This window comes from Streptomyces sp. TRD_SC_5, assembly GCF_056836825.1.
Window position 1 is genome coordinate 6,719,034 of record NZ_JBWZZS010000001.1, and the last position, 14,759, is coordinate 6,733,792.

The 14,759-nt window shown below is 69.9% G+C and carries 15 protein-coding genes; 9 read left to right on the forward strand and 6 right to left on the reverse strand.

The features are described from left to right. Positions 1-74: 74 nt before the first annotated feature. Entirely contained in the window at positions 75-386 is a 312-nt protein-coding gene (locus tag AC1P0E_RS30670) for a hypothetical protein (RefSeq protein ID WP_482745346.1), read from the reverse strand. Here AC1P0E_RS30670 and AC1P0E_RS30675 point away from each other — a divergent pair. After that, positions 376-528 (forward strand): cation:proton antiporter regulatory subunit, encoded by a 153-nt coding sequence (locus tag AC1P0E_RS30675; protein ID WP_482745347.1) that lies wholly within the window; start codon positions 376-378, stop codon positions 526-528. The two genes, AC1P0E_RS30670 and AC1P0E_RS30675, sit on opposite strands and share 11 nt — an antisense overlap. A gap of 235 nt (positions 529-763) precedes the next feature. Further along, positions 764-1,144, forward strand: a complete 381-nt coding sequence (locus AC1P0E_RS30680) for a DUF4234 domain-containing protein (RefSeq protein ID WP_482745348.1) — start codon at positions 764-766, stop codon at positions 1,142-1,144. 196 nt (positions 1,145-1,340) lie between these two features. On the opposite strand, the gene AC1P0E_RS30685 is transcribed toward AC1P0E_RS30680, so the two are convergent. Then, on the reverse strand, positions 1,341-2,939 hold the full coding sequence (locus AC1P0E_RS30685) for an extracellular catalytic domain type 2 short-chain-length polyhydroxyalkanoate depolymerase (RefSeq protein ID WP_482745349.1): 1,599 nt from the start codon (positions 2,937-2,939) through the stop codon (positions 1,341-1,343). Between the two features lie 232 nt (positions 2,940-3,171). Here AC1P0E_RS30685 and AC1P0E_RS30690 point away from each other — a divergent pair, with 232 nt between their 5' ends. The 5 genes from AC1P0E_RS30690 (at position 3,172) to AC1P0E_RS30710 (ending at position 9,182) form a co-directional block, all read left to right on the forward strand. Further along, the gene (locus tag AC1P0E_RS30690) at positions 3,172-3,972 is read left to right on the forward strand and encodes a CoA transferase subunit A (protein ID WP_482745350.1); all 801 of its coding nucleotides are present in this window, start codon (positions 3,172-3,174) and stop codon (positions 3,970-3,972) included. Next, complete coding sequence (locus tag AC1P0E_RS30695; RefSeq protein WP_482745351.1) at positions 3,956-4,615, forward strand: CoA transferase subunit B; 660 nt, start codon at positions 3,956-3,958, stop codon at positions 4,613-4,615. Before AC1P0E_RS30690 ends, AC1P0E_RS30695 begins: the two co-directional genes overlap by 17 nt. Positions 4,616-4,870: 255 nt before the next feature. Beyond that, positions 4,871-5,668, forward strand: a complete 798-nt coding sequence (locus tag AC1P0E_RS30700) for a 3-hydroxybutyrate dehydrogenase (protein ID WP_482745352.1) — start codon at positions 4,871-4,873, stop codon at positions 5,666-5,668. A 130-nt stretch (positions 5,669-5,798) separates the two neighbouring features. Beyond that, positions 5,799-7,184 (forward strand): MFS transporter, encoded by a 1,386-nt coding sequence (locus AC1P0E_RS30705; RefSeq protein ID WP_482745353.1) that lies wholly within the window; start codon positions 5,799-5,801, stop codon positions 7,182-7,184. Positions 7,185-7,277: 93 nt separating this feature from the next. Beyond that, positions 7,278-9,182, forward strand: coding sequence for a helix-turn-helix domain-containing protein (locus tag AC1P0E_RS30710; RefSeq protein ID WP_482745354.1), 1,905 nt, complete (start codon positions 7,278-7,280; stop codon positions 9,180-9,182). A 29-nt stretch (positions 9,183-9,211) separates the two neighbouring features. On the opposite strand, the gene AC1P0E_RS30715 is transcribed toward AC1P0E_RS30710, so the two are convergent. Both AC1P0E_RS30715 and AC1P0E_RS30720 read right to left on the reverse strand, forming a co-directional pair. Further along, a complete protein-coding gene (locus AC1P0E_RS30715; RefSeq protein ID WP_482745355.1) occupies positions 9,212-10,900 on the reverse strand; it encodes an acyl-CoA dehydrogenase family protein in 1,689 nt (562 codons plus the stop codon). After that, the gene (locus AC1P0E_RS30720) at positions 10,897-11,529 is read right to left on the reverse strand and encodes a TetR/AcrR family transcriptional regulator (RefSeq protein WP_482745356.1); all 633 of its coding nucleotides are present in this window, start codon (positions 11,527-11,529) and stop codon (positions 10,897-10,899) included. The genes AC1P0E_RS30715 and AC1P0E_RS30720 overlap by 4 nt, the downstream gene beginning before the upstream one ends. A 321-nt stretch (positions 11,530-11,850) precedes the next feature. Between AC1P0E_RS30720 and AC1P0E_RS30725 the strand changes: the two genes are divergently transcribed. Beyond that, positions 11,851-12,339 (forward strand): hypothetical protein, encoded by a 489-nt coding sequence (locus AC1P0E_RS30725; RefSeq protein ID WP_482745357.1) that lies wholly within the window; start codon positions 11,851-11,853, stop codon positions 12,337-12,339. Positions 12,340-12,358: 19 nt separating this feature from the next. Further along, positions 12,359-13,033, forward strand: coding sequence for a class F sortase (locus tag AC1P0E_RS30730; protein ID WP_482745358.1), 675 nt, complete (start codon positions 12,359-12,361; stop codon positions 13,031-13,033). A gap of 5 nt (positions 13,034-13,038) precedes the next feature. Here AC1P0E_RS30730 and AC1P0E_RS30735 read toward each other — a convergent pair whose 3' ends face one another. Both AC1P0E_RS30735 and AC1P0E_RS30740 read right to left on the reverse strand, forming a co-directional pair. Next, on the reverse strand, positions 13,039-14,154 hold the full coding sequence (locus AC1P0E_RS30735) for an LCP family protein (protein ID WP_482745359.1): 1,116 nt from the start codon (positions 14,152-14,154) through the stop codon (positions 13,039-13,041). Between the two features lie 45 nt (positions 14,155-14,199). Then, positions 14,200-14,748: a transglycosylase SLT domain-containing protein gene (locus AC1P0E_RS30740; RefSeq protein ID WP_482745360.1), complete on the reverse strand. Its 549-nt coding sequence runs from the start codon at positions 14,746-14,748 to the stop codon at positions 14,200-14,202. Positions 14,749-14,759: the final 11 nt, after the last annotated feature.

Consider the following 14,759-nt stretch of genomic DNA (forward strand, 5'->3'; position numbering starts at 1 on the left):
AGCGGCTCGCCGAGCAGCACCGGGAGCTGAGCGACCAGCGGATCGCCGTAATCGGCCTGGGCCGGTCCGGCAGCTCACTGGCCCACGAACTGACACGGCAGGGCTGGGACGTTCTCGGGATCGACACGGACGGGCCACCAGAGGGTGCGGGCGTGCCGAACACCTGGGCCAAGGCGATCAGCCGCCAGCACGGCAAGATCCTCGAACGGCTCGGCGCACATCATGTGGTCCTTCCCGAGCACGAGATGGGCGAGCGGGTGGCGCACCTGGTGACGGGGCGAATGCTCGACTTCATCGAGTTCGACGACGACTTCGCGCTGGTGAAGACGGTCGCACCGGACATCGCAACCGGCGTCCCGCTCGGACCAGAGCGCAGTGCGCAGCAAATACGGCGTGACCGTCGTGGGCATCAAGCGGTCGGGCCAGGACTTCACTTACGCCACTGCCGAGACCGTGGTGGAGAAGGGGGACGTCATCATCGTCACCGGCAAGACCCGTGCCGTAGGGGGCTTCGCCGGACTCAACTGACGGGCCCCCTGGCCCTGCGCACGTAGAAGCCCACGCTCGGGTGCCCCCTTTTTGTGCGTTGTAATGAACTTGTAATGCCCGTAACTGTCTTTGGCATGCTCAGAACCCATACGCTCCGTAAGCCCTCGCTCCAACAGCACCAACGCGAGGCGACACACTCATCACTTCCCTGCTCCCGTGGGGTGGCTCAGCCAGAACGGGCAGCAGGAAGCACAGCAAGCAAGTGGGGAAAATGATGTCCACCGACGTCCGCACGTCCGCGCCCGCCGGCGCTCCTTCCAGCCCGGTCGTCACCTGGCTGCTCACCCTGGTGACACTCGGTATCTACTGGCTTGTCTGGTACTACAAGGTCAACAAGCAGGTGAAGGCGATCGACCCGACCATTGAGGTCAAGCCCGGCATGGCGGTAGTCGCCGTCACCCTGGGCTCGTTGCTGATCGTGCCGCCGTTCGTCTCCATCGTGAAGACCGGCTCCCGCATCGCCCAGGCGCAGCGCGCCGCCGGCGTGACCTCCGACTGCTCCGGCGGCATCGGCCTGCTGCTCGCCTTCGTCCTCGGCCTGACCCCGCTCTACTACCAGAGCAAGCTCAACACGGTCTGGGCCGACCGCGCCTGATCCACCGCCACACGCGCGGCTTTTGAACGCGAAAGGGGCCGGGAGAGCAATCGCTCTCCCGGCCCCTTTCCGCTTCGGCAGCTCGGACACCCTGTCGCCGAGATCGGCCAACGCGTCCGACCGTGTTGCCCGGGACGGGGCACCGACAGCAGGAGCAACGCCGCAGGCGGATCAGGGACCAAGGGCCCTGGCGGGCCTACTCGTATTCGACGGTCATCTTCGCCTGAGTGTCCTTGTTGACGAAGAGATAGGCCGTCGAGGTCTGGTTCTGCTCGTACCGCAAGCGGATCTGTGTCTTCCCCGACCGGTTGATCGCCGACAGACCGGCGGCCGACAGGTTGGTGGAGGACTTGGTCCCCGAGGTGAACGCGGTGATTTCGGCCGCGCCGTGCGCGCTCGCGCCCCAGTCGGAGGTCTCGACAGCGCAACCGCCGAGGCAGCCGTTCTGGACGTCGACCACGAGCCGGTTTCCGGGCGGACTGGCCCATGGGTCTCCGGAACCGCTGCTCCTGGTGAGCGTCACATAGGCGCGGGTGACCGACTTGCCCGCGGGGATGCCGGAGGTGTCGAAGGACAGCATCGTCCGGTTGAACTTGCCGTCGGTGCCTCGCCCCAGGGCCAGGCCGTAGGTGTTCTCGACGGTGCCGACGGCCGGGCTCGCACCGTTGCCCGCGGCCTTGATGTAACCGTCCTCGGCGTCGACGCTCTGCAGTGTCACGCTACCGGTGGGCGGCGGAGTGGTTGAGCCGTTCCCGCCGAGTGCCTTGACCATGCCCATGATCGTCTCGATCTGCTTGCCGCCGTGCCGGGCGTAGTCGGGATCGTTCAGGTAACCCCACCAGTTCCAGCAGCCGTTCGGGTTGTCCAGTGTCGTGGTCGCGATGGCCTGCGGGTAGAGCACGATCAGGTTGTTGGTGTCGGCGTACTCGTTGACGTAGGCCTTGTCGATGAACTTGGTGCCGAAGCCCTGGTACGAGTACCCCTGCTTGCATCCGTGCAGTGTGACCACGATTTTGCAGGTGGCGCCGTTCGCGCAGCCCGTCGGGACGTAGGCGAAGCCTTTCTCGTCCATGGAGATCGGCCTGGCCGCGCCGCCGGGGGCGTACTTGTTCTGGTCGAACTGGATCAGGGCGCCGCCGGGCGTACTGGCCGGTGCCTTGACCGAGCCGAGCAGATGCCCGAGGAAGTCCCGCTCGGCGTCGATGCCGCAGTTGTTCATGAAGGGAGTGGCGGTCGCGGTGCAGGCGTTCGGGCCGAGCGGGCTGATCCAGGCGTGACCGGCGTTCGTGCTCCTGTCGTAGAGGACGTCGGCGCCGAAGCGGCCGGAGTAGTCGTTCAGCGCGGTGACCACGGGGCGTTCGACGGTCGAGTCGCTGGAGCCGCTGAAGACGTAGACCGGGTCGCCGTTGAGTCCTGCCACGTCGTCGATCCTGCCCTGCGCCGACCAGTCCCTGGTGGTCTGCTCCAGCCTGTTCAGCTGGAGGTCCTGGCTGACCTCCATACAAGCGTTCAGAGCCTTGTTCAGGTCGCTCTGCGCGCAGTAGTACGGCCCGGAGGCGAAGGCGGCCGAGCCGTCGAACGTACCGGAATAGGCCACATGGAGCTGGGTCGCCATATAGCCGCCGGACGAGACTCCCGCGCTGTAGACCCCGTCGACGGCATAGGGCTTGAGTTCACCGGGGACGGGTGAGGGAGCCGCCGCAGCGGCCGGAGGAGCTGGAGCGGCGACGACCGCGCCGGCGGCGAGAAGCAGAGCGGCGGCTGCTGTGCCGAGCCTGCCGAGGGATGGGTGCACAAACCCTCCAGTGGTGTGAAACGGCTCATTGATGCGAATGGCTGCGACGGTAGCCGCGGGCCACTTCCCGCACTCATGGCCAGGAACACCACAACCGGACCCGGCGAAGTGTCCTGTGACGGGCAGAGCACCATGCATTCGTGCCGAGTTGTATGGCTGATCGCCATGGTTGACAGCGTGGAGCCCTTCCTAGTCTCGAGCGCAGTCGGTATCCAGAGCGAGGGGCCTTCGGATGAGCTTGGACAAGGTGGTCGCACACGCGGCCGATGCGGTCGCGGACATCGGCGACGGGGCGACGGTCGCGGTGGGGGGATTCGGTCTGTGCGGAATCCCCGGCGTGCTGATCCACGCCCTGCTCGAGAAGGAGGTCCACGGTCTGCGGGTCGTCTCCAACAACTGCGGAGTGGACGACTGGGGTCTCGGTCTGCTGCTGCGGGAGGGGAAGATCTCCCGGATGACCAGCTCCTACGTGGGAGAGAACAAGGAGTTCGCGCGCCAGTACCTCAGTGGTGAGCTGGAAGTGGAGCTCGTTCCGCAGGGCACGCTGGCGGAGCGGCTGCGGGCCGGCGGATCCGGTATTCCGGGCTTCTACACCCCGGCCGGCGTCGGGACCCAGATCGCCGAAGGCGGACTCGCCTGGCGCTTCTCCGCGGACGGTACGGTCGCTGTCGCCTCGCCGCCGAAGGAGACCCGTACCTTCGAAGGCCGCGAGTACCTCCTCGAAGAGGGCATCACCACCGACTTCGCCCTCGTCCGCGCGGCGCTGGGCGACCGGCACGGAAACCTCGTCTTCCACTCTTCGGCCCGCAACTTCAACCCGCTGGCCGCGATGGCCGGGCGGGTCACTGTCGCCGAGGTGGAGGAACTGGTCGAGCCGGGTCAACTCGACCCGGACCGGATCCATCTGCCCGGGGTCTTCGTGCAGCGGGTCGTTCCCGTGTCCGCCGACGACGCCAGGGCCGAGAAGCGTATCGAGCGGCGCACGACGCGCCCGAGCCAGGAAAGGGATGCCCGAGATGGCTCTGACGCGTGAGCAGATGGCGGCCCGCGCCGCCCGGGAGCTGGAAGACGGTTCGTACGTGAATCTGGGCATCGGCCTGCCCACCCTGATCCCCAACCACATGCCCGACGAGATCGAGGTGGTGCTCCAGTCGGAGAACGGCATCCTCGGAGTGGGCCCCTGTCCGTACGACACCGACGTGCATCCGGACCTGATCAACGCGGGGAAGGAGACGGTGACCACCGTCCCGGGAGCGTCGTACTTCGACTCAGCACTGTCGTTCGCGATGATCCGGGGCGGGCACATCGACGTCGCGGTCCTGGGCGCGATGCAGGTGTCCGCATTCGGCGACCTGGCGAATTGGGTGGTCCCCGGGAAGATGGTCAAGGGAATGGGCGGGGCCATGGATTTGGTCCACGGCGCCCGGCGGGTGATCGTGTTGATGGACCACACAGCCCGGGACGGGTCCCCGAAGCTGGTCGAGGGGTGCACTCTGCCGCTCACCGGCTGGGGTGTGGTGCACCGGGTCATCACCGATCTCGCCGTACTCGACATCACCCCGGGCGGGCTGCTGCTGCGCGAACTGGCCCCCGGTGTGACCGAGGATCAGGTCCGCGCCGCGACCGGAGCCGATCTGACCGTGGTGGACGAGCCGGCGGTCATGGCTGCCGCATGACGAAAGCCGTACGGCTATCGTCCGGGCGCGGTGCCTGACCGACGGCTGACGGGCTGATGCGTCCGTGCCGATCCGCACGACCCCGACGGGGCCCTCGGCCGAGGGCCCCGTTTCGTTGCGTGCGTGGCCCGCCCCGCGCGGCCCTCCCCGGTCACTCACCGCCACAGCCATGGCGGTGTACGACACTCCTTCGCGCCGCACTGTGGCGCGCACAGACATGGGATGTCCGGCCAGGTGTCTCTAGCGTTTCCGGCCATGACGAGCGAAATTCACGGGCGCCCCGGACCCTCCGCCCAACGCACCGGTGGTGTGGACCTCTCCGGGCGTACCGCCATGGTGACCGGTGGCGGCAGCGGCATCGGAAGGGCCTGCGCGCAGGCCCTGGCCGACGCCGGGGCCCTCGTGCACGTGGTCGACCTCGATGCCGAGGCGGCCAAGCAGGTCGCGACCGCCACCGGAGGCCGTCCGCACGTCGTGGACCTCGCCGACGCCGCGGCGGTCGGGGAACTCCCCGGCGAGGTGGACATCCTCGTCAACAGCGCCGGACTGCAGCATGTGGCCCCCATCGAAGACTTCCCGCCGGCCCGGTTCGAACTGATCCAGAAAGTGATGGTCACCGCGCCGTTCCTGTTGCTCCGGCACTGCTTGCCGCACATGTACGCGGGCGGCTGGGGCCGGGTGGTGAACATCTCCAGCGTGCACGGCCTGCGGGCCAGTGCCTTCAAGTCCGCCTACGTCGCGGCCAAGCACGGCCTGGAAGGGCTGAGCAAGGTCGCCGCCGTCGAGGGCGCCCCGCACGGGGTGACCAGCAACTGCGTAAATCCCGGTTACGTGCGGACGCCCCTGGTCGAGCACCAGATCGCCGCGCAGGCCGCAGCCCACGGCATCCCCCCGGAAGACGTCGTCACCGACGTACTCCTGAAGCGTTCCGCGATCAAGCGGCTGATCGAGCCGGAGGAGGTCGCGGGGGTCGCCCTGTGGCTCTGCGGCCCGCACACCGGCTACATCACGGGCGCGTCCCTTCCTGTCGACGGCGGCTGGGGCGCGCACTGACGCCGTACTGCCGACCGCCGTCACCACCGGGCGCCGCCCAGCGGTGTCCCGCTCCTCGAACCGCACGCGGTGAGAGTCACACCCCCCGCACTCCGTCCCCGTCCTGCCGAATGAAACGGTGAGTACCACCATGAGTTCAGTCAGCACTGCACAGCCCGCCAGAGGCGGCATCGGCCGCATCGTCGCGGCCAGCCTCGTCGGCACCACGATCGAGTGGTACGACTTCTTCCTCTACGGCTCGGCCGCCGCCCTGGTGTTCAACACGCTGTTCTTCCCGTCCAGCGACCCGCTGGTGGGCACACTCCTCGCCTTCCTCACCTACGCGGTCGGGTTCGCGGCGCGGCCGCTCGGCGGCGTCGTCTTCGGCCACTACGGCGACAAGATCGGGCGCAAGAAGCTGCTCGTACTCAGCCTGCTCCTGATGGGCGGCGCGACCTTCGCGATGGGCCTGCTGCCCACGCACGCCAGCATCGGCGTCTGGGCCCCGATCCTGCTGACCGTGCTGCGCCTGGTCCAGGGCTTCGCCCTCGGCGGTGAGTGGGGCGGCGCCGTCCTGCTGGTCTCCGAGCACGGCGGCGCCGAGCGCCGGGGCTTCTGGGCCTCCTGGCCGCAGGCGGGCGCGCCCGGCGGCAACCTGCTCGCCACCGGCGTCCTGGCACTGCTGGCCGCCGTCCAGTCCGACGAGGCGTTCCTGGCCTGGGGCTGGCGCATTCCGTTCCTGCTCTCCGGCGTGCTGGTCATGATCGGCCTGTGGATCCGCATCTCGGTCACCGAGTCCCCGGTCTTCCTCGAAGCCAAGGCGAAGGCCGAAGCCGAGGCCGCGTCGGGCGTCAAGGAGAAGCCCCCGGTCGTCGAGGTGTTCCGCAAGAGCTGGCGCGAGGTGCTCACCGCGATCGGCACCCGCTTCGGCGAGAACATCTCGTACTACATCCTCACGGCGTTCCTGCTGGTGTACGTCACCGTCCACCTGGAACTCCCCAAGAGCGAAGCGCTGAACGCGGTGCTCATCGGCTCCGCCATTCACTTCGTCACCATCCCGATGTGGGGAGCGCTCTCGGACCGCATCGGCCGGCGCCCGGTCACGCTGATCGGCGCGGTCGGCATGGCCAGCTGGGCGTTCGTCTTCTTCGCCCTGCTGGACTCGAAGTCCTTCCCGGTCATCGCCTTCGCGGTCACGGTCGGTCTGCTGCTCCACGGTGCGATGTACGGGCCGCAGGCGGCCTTCATCTCCGAGATGTTCGACACCAAGGTCCGCTATTCCGGCGCCTCGATGGGCTCCCAGCTCGCCTCCATCATCGGCGGCGCGCTCGCCCCGCTCATCGCGGTGGAGCTGCTCAGGGACTACGGCTCCTCCACCCCGGTCTCGGTCTACCTCTGCTTCGCGGCGCTGGTCACCGCCCTGACCGTCTGGGCGGCCAAGGAGACCCGCGGCCGCGACCTGGCCCAGGACAGCCGGGCCGGCGTCACCGCCGAGGCCCGCGACAACCGTCAGGACTCCGTCCCGCTCAGCAACTGACCCCGCCGGCCTGCCCGCCGCGCGCGTACCGGGGGACGCGCGCGGCGGGCAGATCCACGCACACCAGAGCCCTGCCCGCGAGGTGAACGCCGTATGCTCCCCACCGTGACAGCCCCAGGCGACCAGCACCCACGGACCGCCGCGCGCCGGTTGCTCGATCTGCTGGCCCAGGGCGCGCCGGCGGAGGACTTCGCCCGCCCCGCGGCCGATGCCCGGGAGCTCGGAGCCGCCGGCGACGAGCAGGCCGAGATAGCCGAAGCGACCGACGTGGCGCTGCGCATCCGGCGCACCCTCAGCCAGCACCGCCGGCGCGAGGCGGAGCTGACGGCGCTCTTCGACACGGCGAGCGACCTGGCCGCTCTGCGCGATCCGGACGCGGTACTACGGGCCATCGTCCGCCGGGCCAAGCTGCTGCTGGGCACCGACGTCACGTACCTCTCCCTCAACGACCAGGCCGCAGGCGACACCTATATGCGTGTCACCGACGGATCGGTCTCCGCCGCGTTCCAGCAGCTGCGGCTCGGTATGGGCGAAGGACTCGGTGGCCTCGTCGCACACACCGCCCGCCCCTACGTCACCGGCGACTACCAGGCCGACCCGCGCTTCCACCACACCAAGACCATTGACAGCGCCGTCCTGGACGAAGGACTGCGGGCGATCCTGGGAGTGCCGCTCCGCCTGGGCGCCAGGATCATCGGAGTCCTGTACGCGGCCGACCGCACCCCGCGCGAATTCACGCCGGAGGAGGTCACCCTGCTGTCCTCGCTGGCCGACCACGCCGCCATCGCCATCGACAGCGCCCGGCTGCTGGAGGAGACCCGCGCCGCGCTCGTCGACCTGAATGCCGCCTCGGAGACCATCAGGGCGCACAGCGAGGCCATGCGCCGCGCCGAGGAGGCGCACGACCAACTCACCGACCTCGTCCTGCGCGGCGGTGGCGCCGACGACGTGGCCGCCGCCATCGCAGCCATCCTGGACGGCGGAATCGTCATCCACGACGCCGACGGGGCGGAGCTCGCCCGAGCCAGAGGCGCGGCCCTGCCGCCTCCAGGCCCCGCGGTGGCAGCCTCGCGGGCAGGCGGCCGCGCGGTCCCCCTGAACGGCACCTGGGTCTGTGCGGTACTGGCGGGCCCGGAGCTGCTGGGCAGCATCGCCCTGAGCGAACGCGCCGACCTGTCGGACGCCGACCGGCTGCTGTTCGAGCGCGCCGCCGTGGTCACCGCGCTGCTCCTGATGCTGCGCCGCTCGGTGGCCGAGGCCGAGGACCGCGTACGGGGAGAACTCCTCACCGACCTCCTCTCCCTGACCGGAGACCCGAGCACACTGACCACGCGGGCACGCCGGCTGGGAGTGAACCTCACGCGGCAGCACACCGTGTTCGTGATGCACAGCGACGTGGCTCCGCGCCACCGGCTCCTGGCCGCGGCGGCCCGCACCGGCCGGGCGGGCAGCGGCCTGGCCGGACTCCACCAGGACCATGTGGTGATGGTCGCGCCGACCGATGCGCCCGGCCCGCGCGCACAGGCGCTCGCCGCCGAACTGACCCAGGCGGTGGGCGCCCCGGTCACCGTCGGCGCGGCGGGCCCGGCCCTCGGGCCGCCGGCCCTGGCCACGGCGCACACCGAGGCGCACCGGTGTCTGTCCGCGCTGCGCGCCCTGGGTCACACCGGCCACGGCGGGGCGCTCTCCGACCTCGGCTTCATCGGCGTACTCCTCGGAGAACAGGCCGACCTCGCCGGGTACGTACGGAACACGCTCGGCCCGGTGCTCGATTACGACACCCAGCGCGGCACGGACCTGGTGCACACCCTGGACGCGTACTTCGCGCACGGCGCCAGCCTCACCAAGACCCGAGCGGCACTGCACGTCCACGTCAACACGGTGGTGCAGCGCCTGGAGCGCGTCGGCCGGCTTCTCGGTGAGGACTGGAGCTCACCGACGCGCACACTCGAGATCCAGCTCGCCCTGCGGCTTCACCGGCTCACACACGGACTTTGAAGGCGCGGCGGCGAACGGGCCGGATCCGGTCAGAGACCATGACCGACGTGGCGTTCGACGATCGCGGTGGTGCCGGTGCCGAGGGGCAGGATGCCGTACTGGTGCCCGCGGGCCTCGCCCAGACGGGCGGCGATGAACGCCTCCGCCATCGGGGCGGGTGCGTGACGCAGCATCAGGGACGACTGGAGGGCCAGCGCCATGCCTTCGACAGTGGCGCGGGCGCGGGTCTGTGCGGCGAGCGGGTCCTTGAGGTCCTGCGCCAGCTCCTGTCGTACGCGCCGCAGGTGTGCGTCGAGTACGGGGTGGGCGCCGGCGGTCACTTCCAGTTCGGCCCAGAAGGCGTCCAGGGACTGCGGGGTCTTCGCGATGCCGCGCAGTACGTCGAGAGCGATGACATTGCCGGAGCCCTCCCAGACAGCCAGCAGCGGCTGCTCGCGGTAGCGGCGGGCCAGCGGCCAGTCCTCCGTATAGCCGTTGCCGCCCAGGCACTCCAGTGCTTCGTAGGCGTGCTGGGGGCCGCGCTTGCAGATCCAGTACTTCGAGACAGCGGTGGCGAGCCGCCGGAACATGGCCTCGGACTCGCCGCTGCCGGCCCGGTACGCGTGCGCGAGGCGCATGGCCGTCCAGGTGGCGGCCTCGGTCTCCAGCGCGAGGTCGGCCAAGACAGCCGTCATGGCGGGCTGTTCGGTCAGGCGGGCGCCGAAGGCGCGGCGGTGGCGGGCGTGCCAGAGGGCCTCGGACAGTGACTGGCGCATGCCCGCGGTGGTGCCGAGCACGCAGTCGAGGCGGGTGTGGTTGACCATCTCGATGATGGTGGGCACACCGCGTCCCGGTTCACCGACGCGCTGCGCCCAGGTGCCGTCGAACTCCACCTCCGAGGAGGCGTTGGACTTGTTGCCCAGCTTGTTCTTCAGCCGCTGGATACGGACGGTGTTGCGGGTGCCGTCGGGCAGGACCCGGGGTACCAGGAAGCAGGTCAGCCCGGCGTCGGCCTGCGCGAGGACCAGGAAGGCGTCGGACTGCGGGGCGGAGAAGAACCACTTGTGGCCGGTGAGCAGATGGACCCGGCCGTCGGGGTCGGAGGGCACCGGCACCGCCCGGGTGGTGTTGGCCCGTACGTCGGATCCGCCCTGCTTCTCCGTCATCCCCATGCCGAACATGAGGCCCGACTTCAGCCCCGGGGCGATCAGTCGCGGATCGTACTCGCGGCTGAACAGGCCCGGCAGCCAGTCCCGGCCCACTTCCGGGTCGCGCTGGAGGACGGGGACCACCGCGTGGGCCATCGAGGCCGGGCAGGCGTGGCCCGGCTCGATCTGGGCGAACAGCATGAACGTCGCCGCTCGCGCGACCGTCGCGCCGGGCTCGGGGTCGGCCCACGCCGAGGTGTGCGCGCCGTGGCGCACCGCGGCCCCGAGCACCTCGTGGTAGGCGGGGTGGAAGTCGACCTCGTCGACCCGGTTGCCGTACCGGTCGTGCGTACGCAGCTCGGGAGGGCAGGTGTGGGCCAGCTCGGCCGAGGCCTGGAACTGCTCGGAGCCGACCAGAGCGCCGACTTCGTGCAACTCGGGCTCGTGCCAGGCCGCGCCGTACTGCCGGACCGCCTCGGTCAGCGGCAGATTGGTCCCGTACTCGTCGAGGCCGGCCCGGCGCGGCACCTGGTTGGTCACTTCATGGGTGTGGTGCGGTGCGGGAGGGGTGGCGGTCAGCGGTTCGGTCATGGCCGGCTCCTGTCTCGGGTCTGGGTGCGCGCGCCGACGGCCCGCAGGCACAGCAAGGTGATGGCTTCCACCACCGGCTCGGGGTCGGTGTGTTCGCCGACCGGAGACAGCGGGCCGAGCAGCGCCTCACCGATCGCCCCGGTCACGGCGGCGGCCGACAACGGAGCGTCCTGCGCGGGCAGTTCGCCCGTGGCAATGCCGGCAGCGACGGCTTCCTCGGCCAGGGCGTGATATCCGCGCCGGTAGGCCAGACGCTCAGCCTCGACGAGCGGGTCGACCGGCTCCGCGATCATCGCCCAGGCGGTACGGCGTGATCGCAGAGCCCGGTAGGAGAAGGTCTCGACCAGGGCACGCAGCTGCGCCGTCGCGCCGCTCTGCGCGTGCACCGCCTCTTGTACGGCGGCGAGTTCGTGCCCGGCGATGTGCCGGAATACGGCGGCGAGCAGCTCGTGCTTGGACGCGAAGTGGTTGTAGACGCTGCCCCTGGCCACGCCGGCCCGGTCGGCGAGCGCGGAGATGCTTGCCGCGGCATAGCCGCCCTCGGCCAGCAGGCCGCGGGCGGCGTCCAGCAGTCGCTCGCGGTGGGCGAGCCGGGTCGCCTCTGTGCGGGCGGTAGGTCGGTAGGCCATGATGCTCTGAACCTCGATTCATACCTTCAGGTACCACTGAACCACCTCGGCCGGTCCCACGCAATGATCAGGAGATCGCCGTGCTCCCCTGCGCCATCGGCCTGCTCCGTTAGTGGTCGCTGACGCGATCGGATTGCGCCATGGCGGCGACCTGCGGTGATGCGCTGCGGCGTGGCGGACGGGCCCGTGTCCTGACCGGTGATACAGGGCGGTTCGACAGGCGGCCGGGGTGCGCGCGGGTTTGTCTGGCCATGGGCGTTGGTCACCTCCGGAACGCGAGCGGAACGATCCGCCGGCCGCGCCCTTCGAGGAGGCTTCATCATGCGTGTTTCCCGTGTCCTCACCGGCGTGGTGCTCACGGCGGCGGCTGTGGGACTGCCGGCCGGTGCGGCGGTGGCTGAGCCCGACCCCAACATCACGTCCTTCGGATTCACGGTCTCACCGTCCACGGTCGCCGCCGGCGGTACGGTCACGCTCAATGCGACCGAGTGCGAGGTGCCGACCGTCCACGTCTCGTCGCCGGTCTTCGACGACGTCACCCTCAACGAGGGCCACCCGGCGACCGCCCGGGTCTACACGGATGCCAAGCCCGGCGCCCAGTACGACGTGACGTTCGACTGCAAGGGCGAAAAGGGCACGACCACCCTGATGATCGCCACCGGGGCGGGCAAGGCGGCCAAGGGTGGCGTCGGCGGCAGCGTCAATGGCACGAACCCCACCGAACTCGCGGCCGGTGCGGTGCTCATAGCCGCGGCGCTGGGCGCCGGTGTCCACCTCACACGCCGGCGTACCGGCAACAGCGACAGCTGAACCCTCGGCACCCGGCATCATGCGCCCCGACTCCCGCTCGCCCGCACACGGCTCCGGCAGACCCGCCTCCCCCTGGGGGCGGGTGGCCGTGCTGCTGCTGGTCGGTGTGTTCTTCCTTCGCAACGGCCAGGCCGGCTCCTCGATGCCACCGCAGCCGTCCCACGATGCTCACACCGCCATCGCCGGTGTCGACGACCGGCCGTCCGAGTTCACGGACGAAGGCGCCCCGCTGCCGCTGTCCCGGGGCGAGCGGATACGCATACCCGTCATCGGTGTCGACGCACCGATGACCGAGGTCGGCCTGGACGCCGACGGACTGGTCGAAGCCCCGCCACCGGAGGACAGCAACCGGGCCGGGTGGTTCACCCACTCGGTGACCCCCGGCGAGCTGGGCACCTCCGTCGTCGTGGGGCACGTCGACAACAAAGCCGGGCCGGCCGTCTTCTACGGCCTCGGCGCACTCAGGAAGGCCCAGCACATCGAAGTGGCCCGTGAGGACGGGCAGATCGCCCATTTCGTCATCGACGGCATCGAAGTCTTCGCCAAGGACAACTTCCCGAGCGGACGCGTCTACGACAACACCGGCCGCGCCGAGCTGCGCGTCCTCACCTGCGGGGGCCCCTACTCGGCAGACAGCGGTTACAGCGCGAACATCGTCGTCTTCGCCCACCTCACCGGCACCACCTCATACTGAGAAGGTCAAGAACCCGCCGTCACGGGAGAGTTGCCCTTGTCGCCCACCGAGCCGTCCGTCGCGGACTTCGGTATCGGCCGGTCGGCGCGCAGCGCCTGCCACACCTGCTGGGACGCCTTTTCGAGCGGCAGTACCCGGCCCGGATTCTTCGGGTCGTAGGTGACCGGCATCGTGACCATGTTCATGTTCTCGGGGCTGACGCCCTTGAGGTCCTCGGCCAGGCCCAGCAGTTTGTTCGCGGACGCCAGGCCCGAGTCGGCGCTGACCGTCCTGGTCGCGGTGTCGGCCAGGGCGTAGAGCTTGGCCGGGTTGCCGAGCCCGAGACCGTCGACCCGGTGGGTCAGGGCCTTGATGAAGGCTTGTTGCAGCTGGATGCGGCCGAGGTCGCTGCCGTCGCCCACACCGTGGCGGGTCCGTACCAGCCCGAGTGCCTGCTCGCCCTTGAGCGTGTGCTTGCCGGGCTGCAGATCGAGGTGGCTGTTGGTGTCCTTGACGGCCTGCCGGGTGGTGATGTCCACACCGCCGAGCTCGTCGATGAGCTTCTTGAAGCCGTTGAAGTCCACTTCGAGGTAGTGGTCCATGCGTACGCCGGACATCTTCTCGACGGTCTTCACCACGCAGCTCGGACCGCCCACCTGGAACGACTCGTTGAACATCGCCCGCTGCGCACCGGGCGCGGCAGCGCCGTCCGGCTTCGGACAGTCGGGGCGGCTCACCATGGTGTCCCGCGGGATGCTGACCACGCTGGCCTTGTGGTGGGACTTGTCCACGTGGAGAACCATCGTGGTGTCGGACCGGGCGCCGCCGACGCCCCGGCCGTACTCACCGTGCGTCCCCGCCCGTGAGTCGGAACCGAGCAGCAGGATGTTCATCGCGCCGTCGTCCGAACCGCTGGGCCGGTCCTGGCCGAGGGCCGCGTTGATGTCGACGGCGCTGACGTTGCCGTCGAGGTGCGACCAGAGAAGGCCGAGGCCCATTCCGCCGAGCGCCAGCGCGCCGACGGCGGACCAGGCGGTGATCCGCCGTGCCCTGCGGCGCGGCCGTCCGTGCTTGCCCGGCCCTTCACCGGCCGGCGGGAGGCCCGCCGGCTTGGGCGTTGCGTTTCCGCTGTCGTGAGGCATGCGCTGCTACGCCCCTTCCGTACTGGTGGTGCGGTGCGGGGTCGCTCAGTAGGCGGAGTCGACGTTGTCGATGGAGCCGTACTTGTCGGCGGCGTAGTTGGCGGCCGCGGTGATGTTGGCGACCGGGTCGGTCAGGTCCTGCGGGGTGCCGGCGACGTGGTAGGCGTCGAAGGTGGGCTGGATGACCTGCAGGAGGCCCTTGGAGGGGGTGCCGTTCTGCGCGTTGACGTCCCAGCCGTTGGAGGCGTCGGGGTCGCCGCCGGACTCGCGCATGATGTTGCGGTGCAGGCCCTCGTAGCTGCCGGGGATGCCCTTGTCCTTCATGATGTCCAGGGACTCGCGGATCCAGCCGTCCAGGTTCTCCGGGTAGGAGGGCGCCTTGGCTGCCTTCTTGGCGATGGCGTCGGCCTGCGCGGAGACGGCGGCGGCCGAGACCGTGGTCGCGGAGGTCTGCGTGGCCGGTGCGGCGGCCTGCGCGGGGGACGGGGCGAGCGTCAGGGCCATTGCCGCGGCGCCGGCGGCGCAGATCCCGGAGACCGAGAACTTACGGATCGTGGCGGTACGGCTGAAGGTGGCACGGGGCATGGCGGGCATACGGATGGGAC

Excerpts from the sequence above, each read along its gene's own strand:
- AC1P0E_RS30680 (WP_482745348.1), top strand. The coding sequence starts at position 764 with ATGTCCACCGACGTCCGCACGTCCGCGCCCGCCGGCGCTCCTTCCAGC.
- AC1P0E_RS30690 (WP_482745350.1), top strand. The coding sequence starts at position 3,172 with ATGAGCTTGGACAAGGTGGTCGCACACGCGGCCGATGCGGTCGCGGAC.
- AC1P0E_RS30695 (WP_482745351.1), top strand. The coding sequence starts at position 3,956 with ATGGCTCTGACGCGTGAGCAGATGGCGGCCCGCGCCGCCCGGGAGCTG.
- AC1P0E_RS30700 (WP_482745352.1), top strand. The coding sequence starts at position 4,871 with ATGACGAGCGAAATTCACGGGCGCCCCGGACCCTCCGCCCAACGCACC.
- AC1P0E_RS30705 (WP_482745353.1), top strand. The coding sequence starts at position 5,799 with ATGAGTTCAGTCAGCACTGCACAGCCCGCCAGAGGCGGCATCGGCCGC.
- AC1P0E_RS30710 (WP_482745354.1), top strand. The coding sequence starts at position 7,278 with ATGCTCCCCACCGTGACAGCCCCAGGCGACCAGCACCCACGGACCGCC.
- AC1P0E_RS30715 (WP_482745355.1), bottom strand. The coding sequence starts at position 10,900 with ATGACCGAACCGCTGACCGCCACCCCTCCCGCACCGCACCACACCCAT.
- AC1P0E_RS30720 (WP_482745356.1), bottom strand. The coding sequence starts at position 11,529 with ATGGCCTACCGACCTACCGCCCGCACAGAGGCGACCCGGCTCGCCCAC.
- AC1P0E_RS30725 (WP_482745357.1), top strand. The coding sequence starts at position 11,851 with ATGCGTGTTTCCCGTGTCCTCACCGGCGTGGTGCTCACGGCGGCGGCT.
- AC1P0E_RS30730 (WP_482745358.1), top strand. The coding sequence starts at position 12,359 with ATGCGCCCCGACTCCCGCTCGCCCGCACACGGCTCCGGCAGACCCGCC.
- AC1P0E_RS30735 (WP_482745359.1), bottom strand. The coding sequence starts at position 14,154 with ATGCCTCACGACAGCGGAAACGCAACGCCCAAGCCGGCGGGCCTCCCG.
- AC1P0E_RS30740 (WP_482745360.1), bottom strand. The coding sequence starts at position 14,748 with ATGCCCGCCATGCCCCGTGCCACCTTCAGCCGTACCGCCACGATCCGT.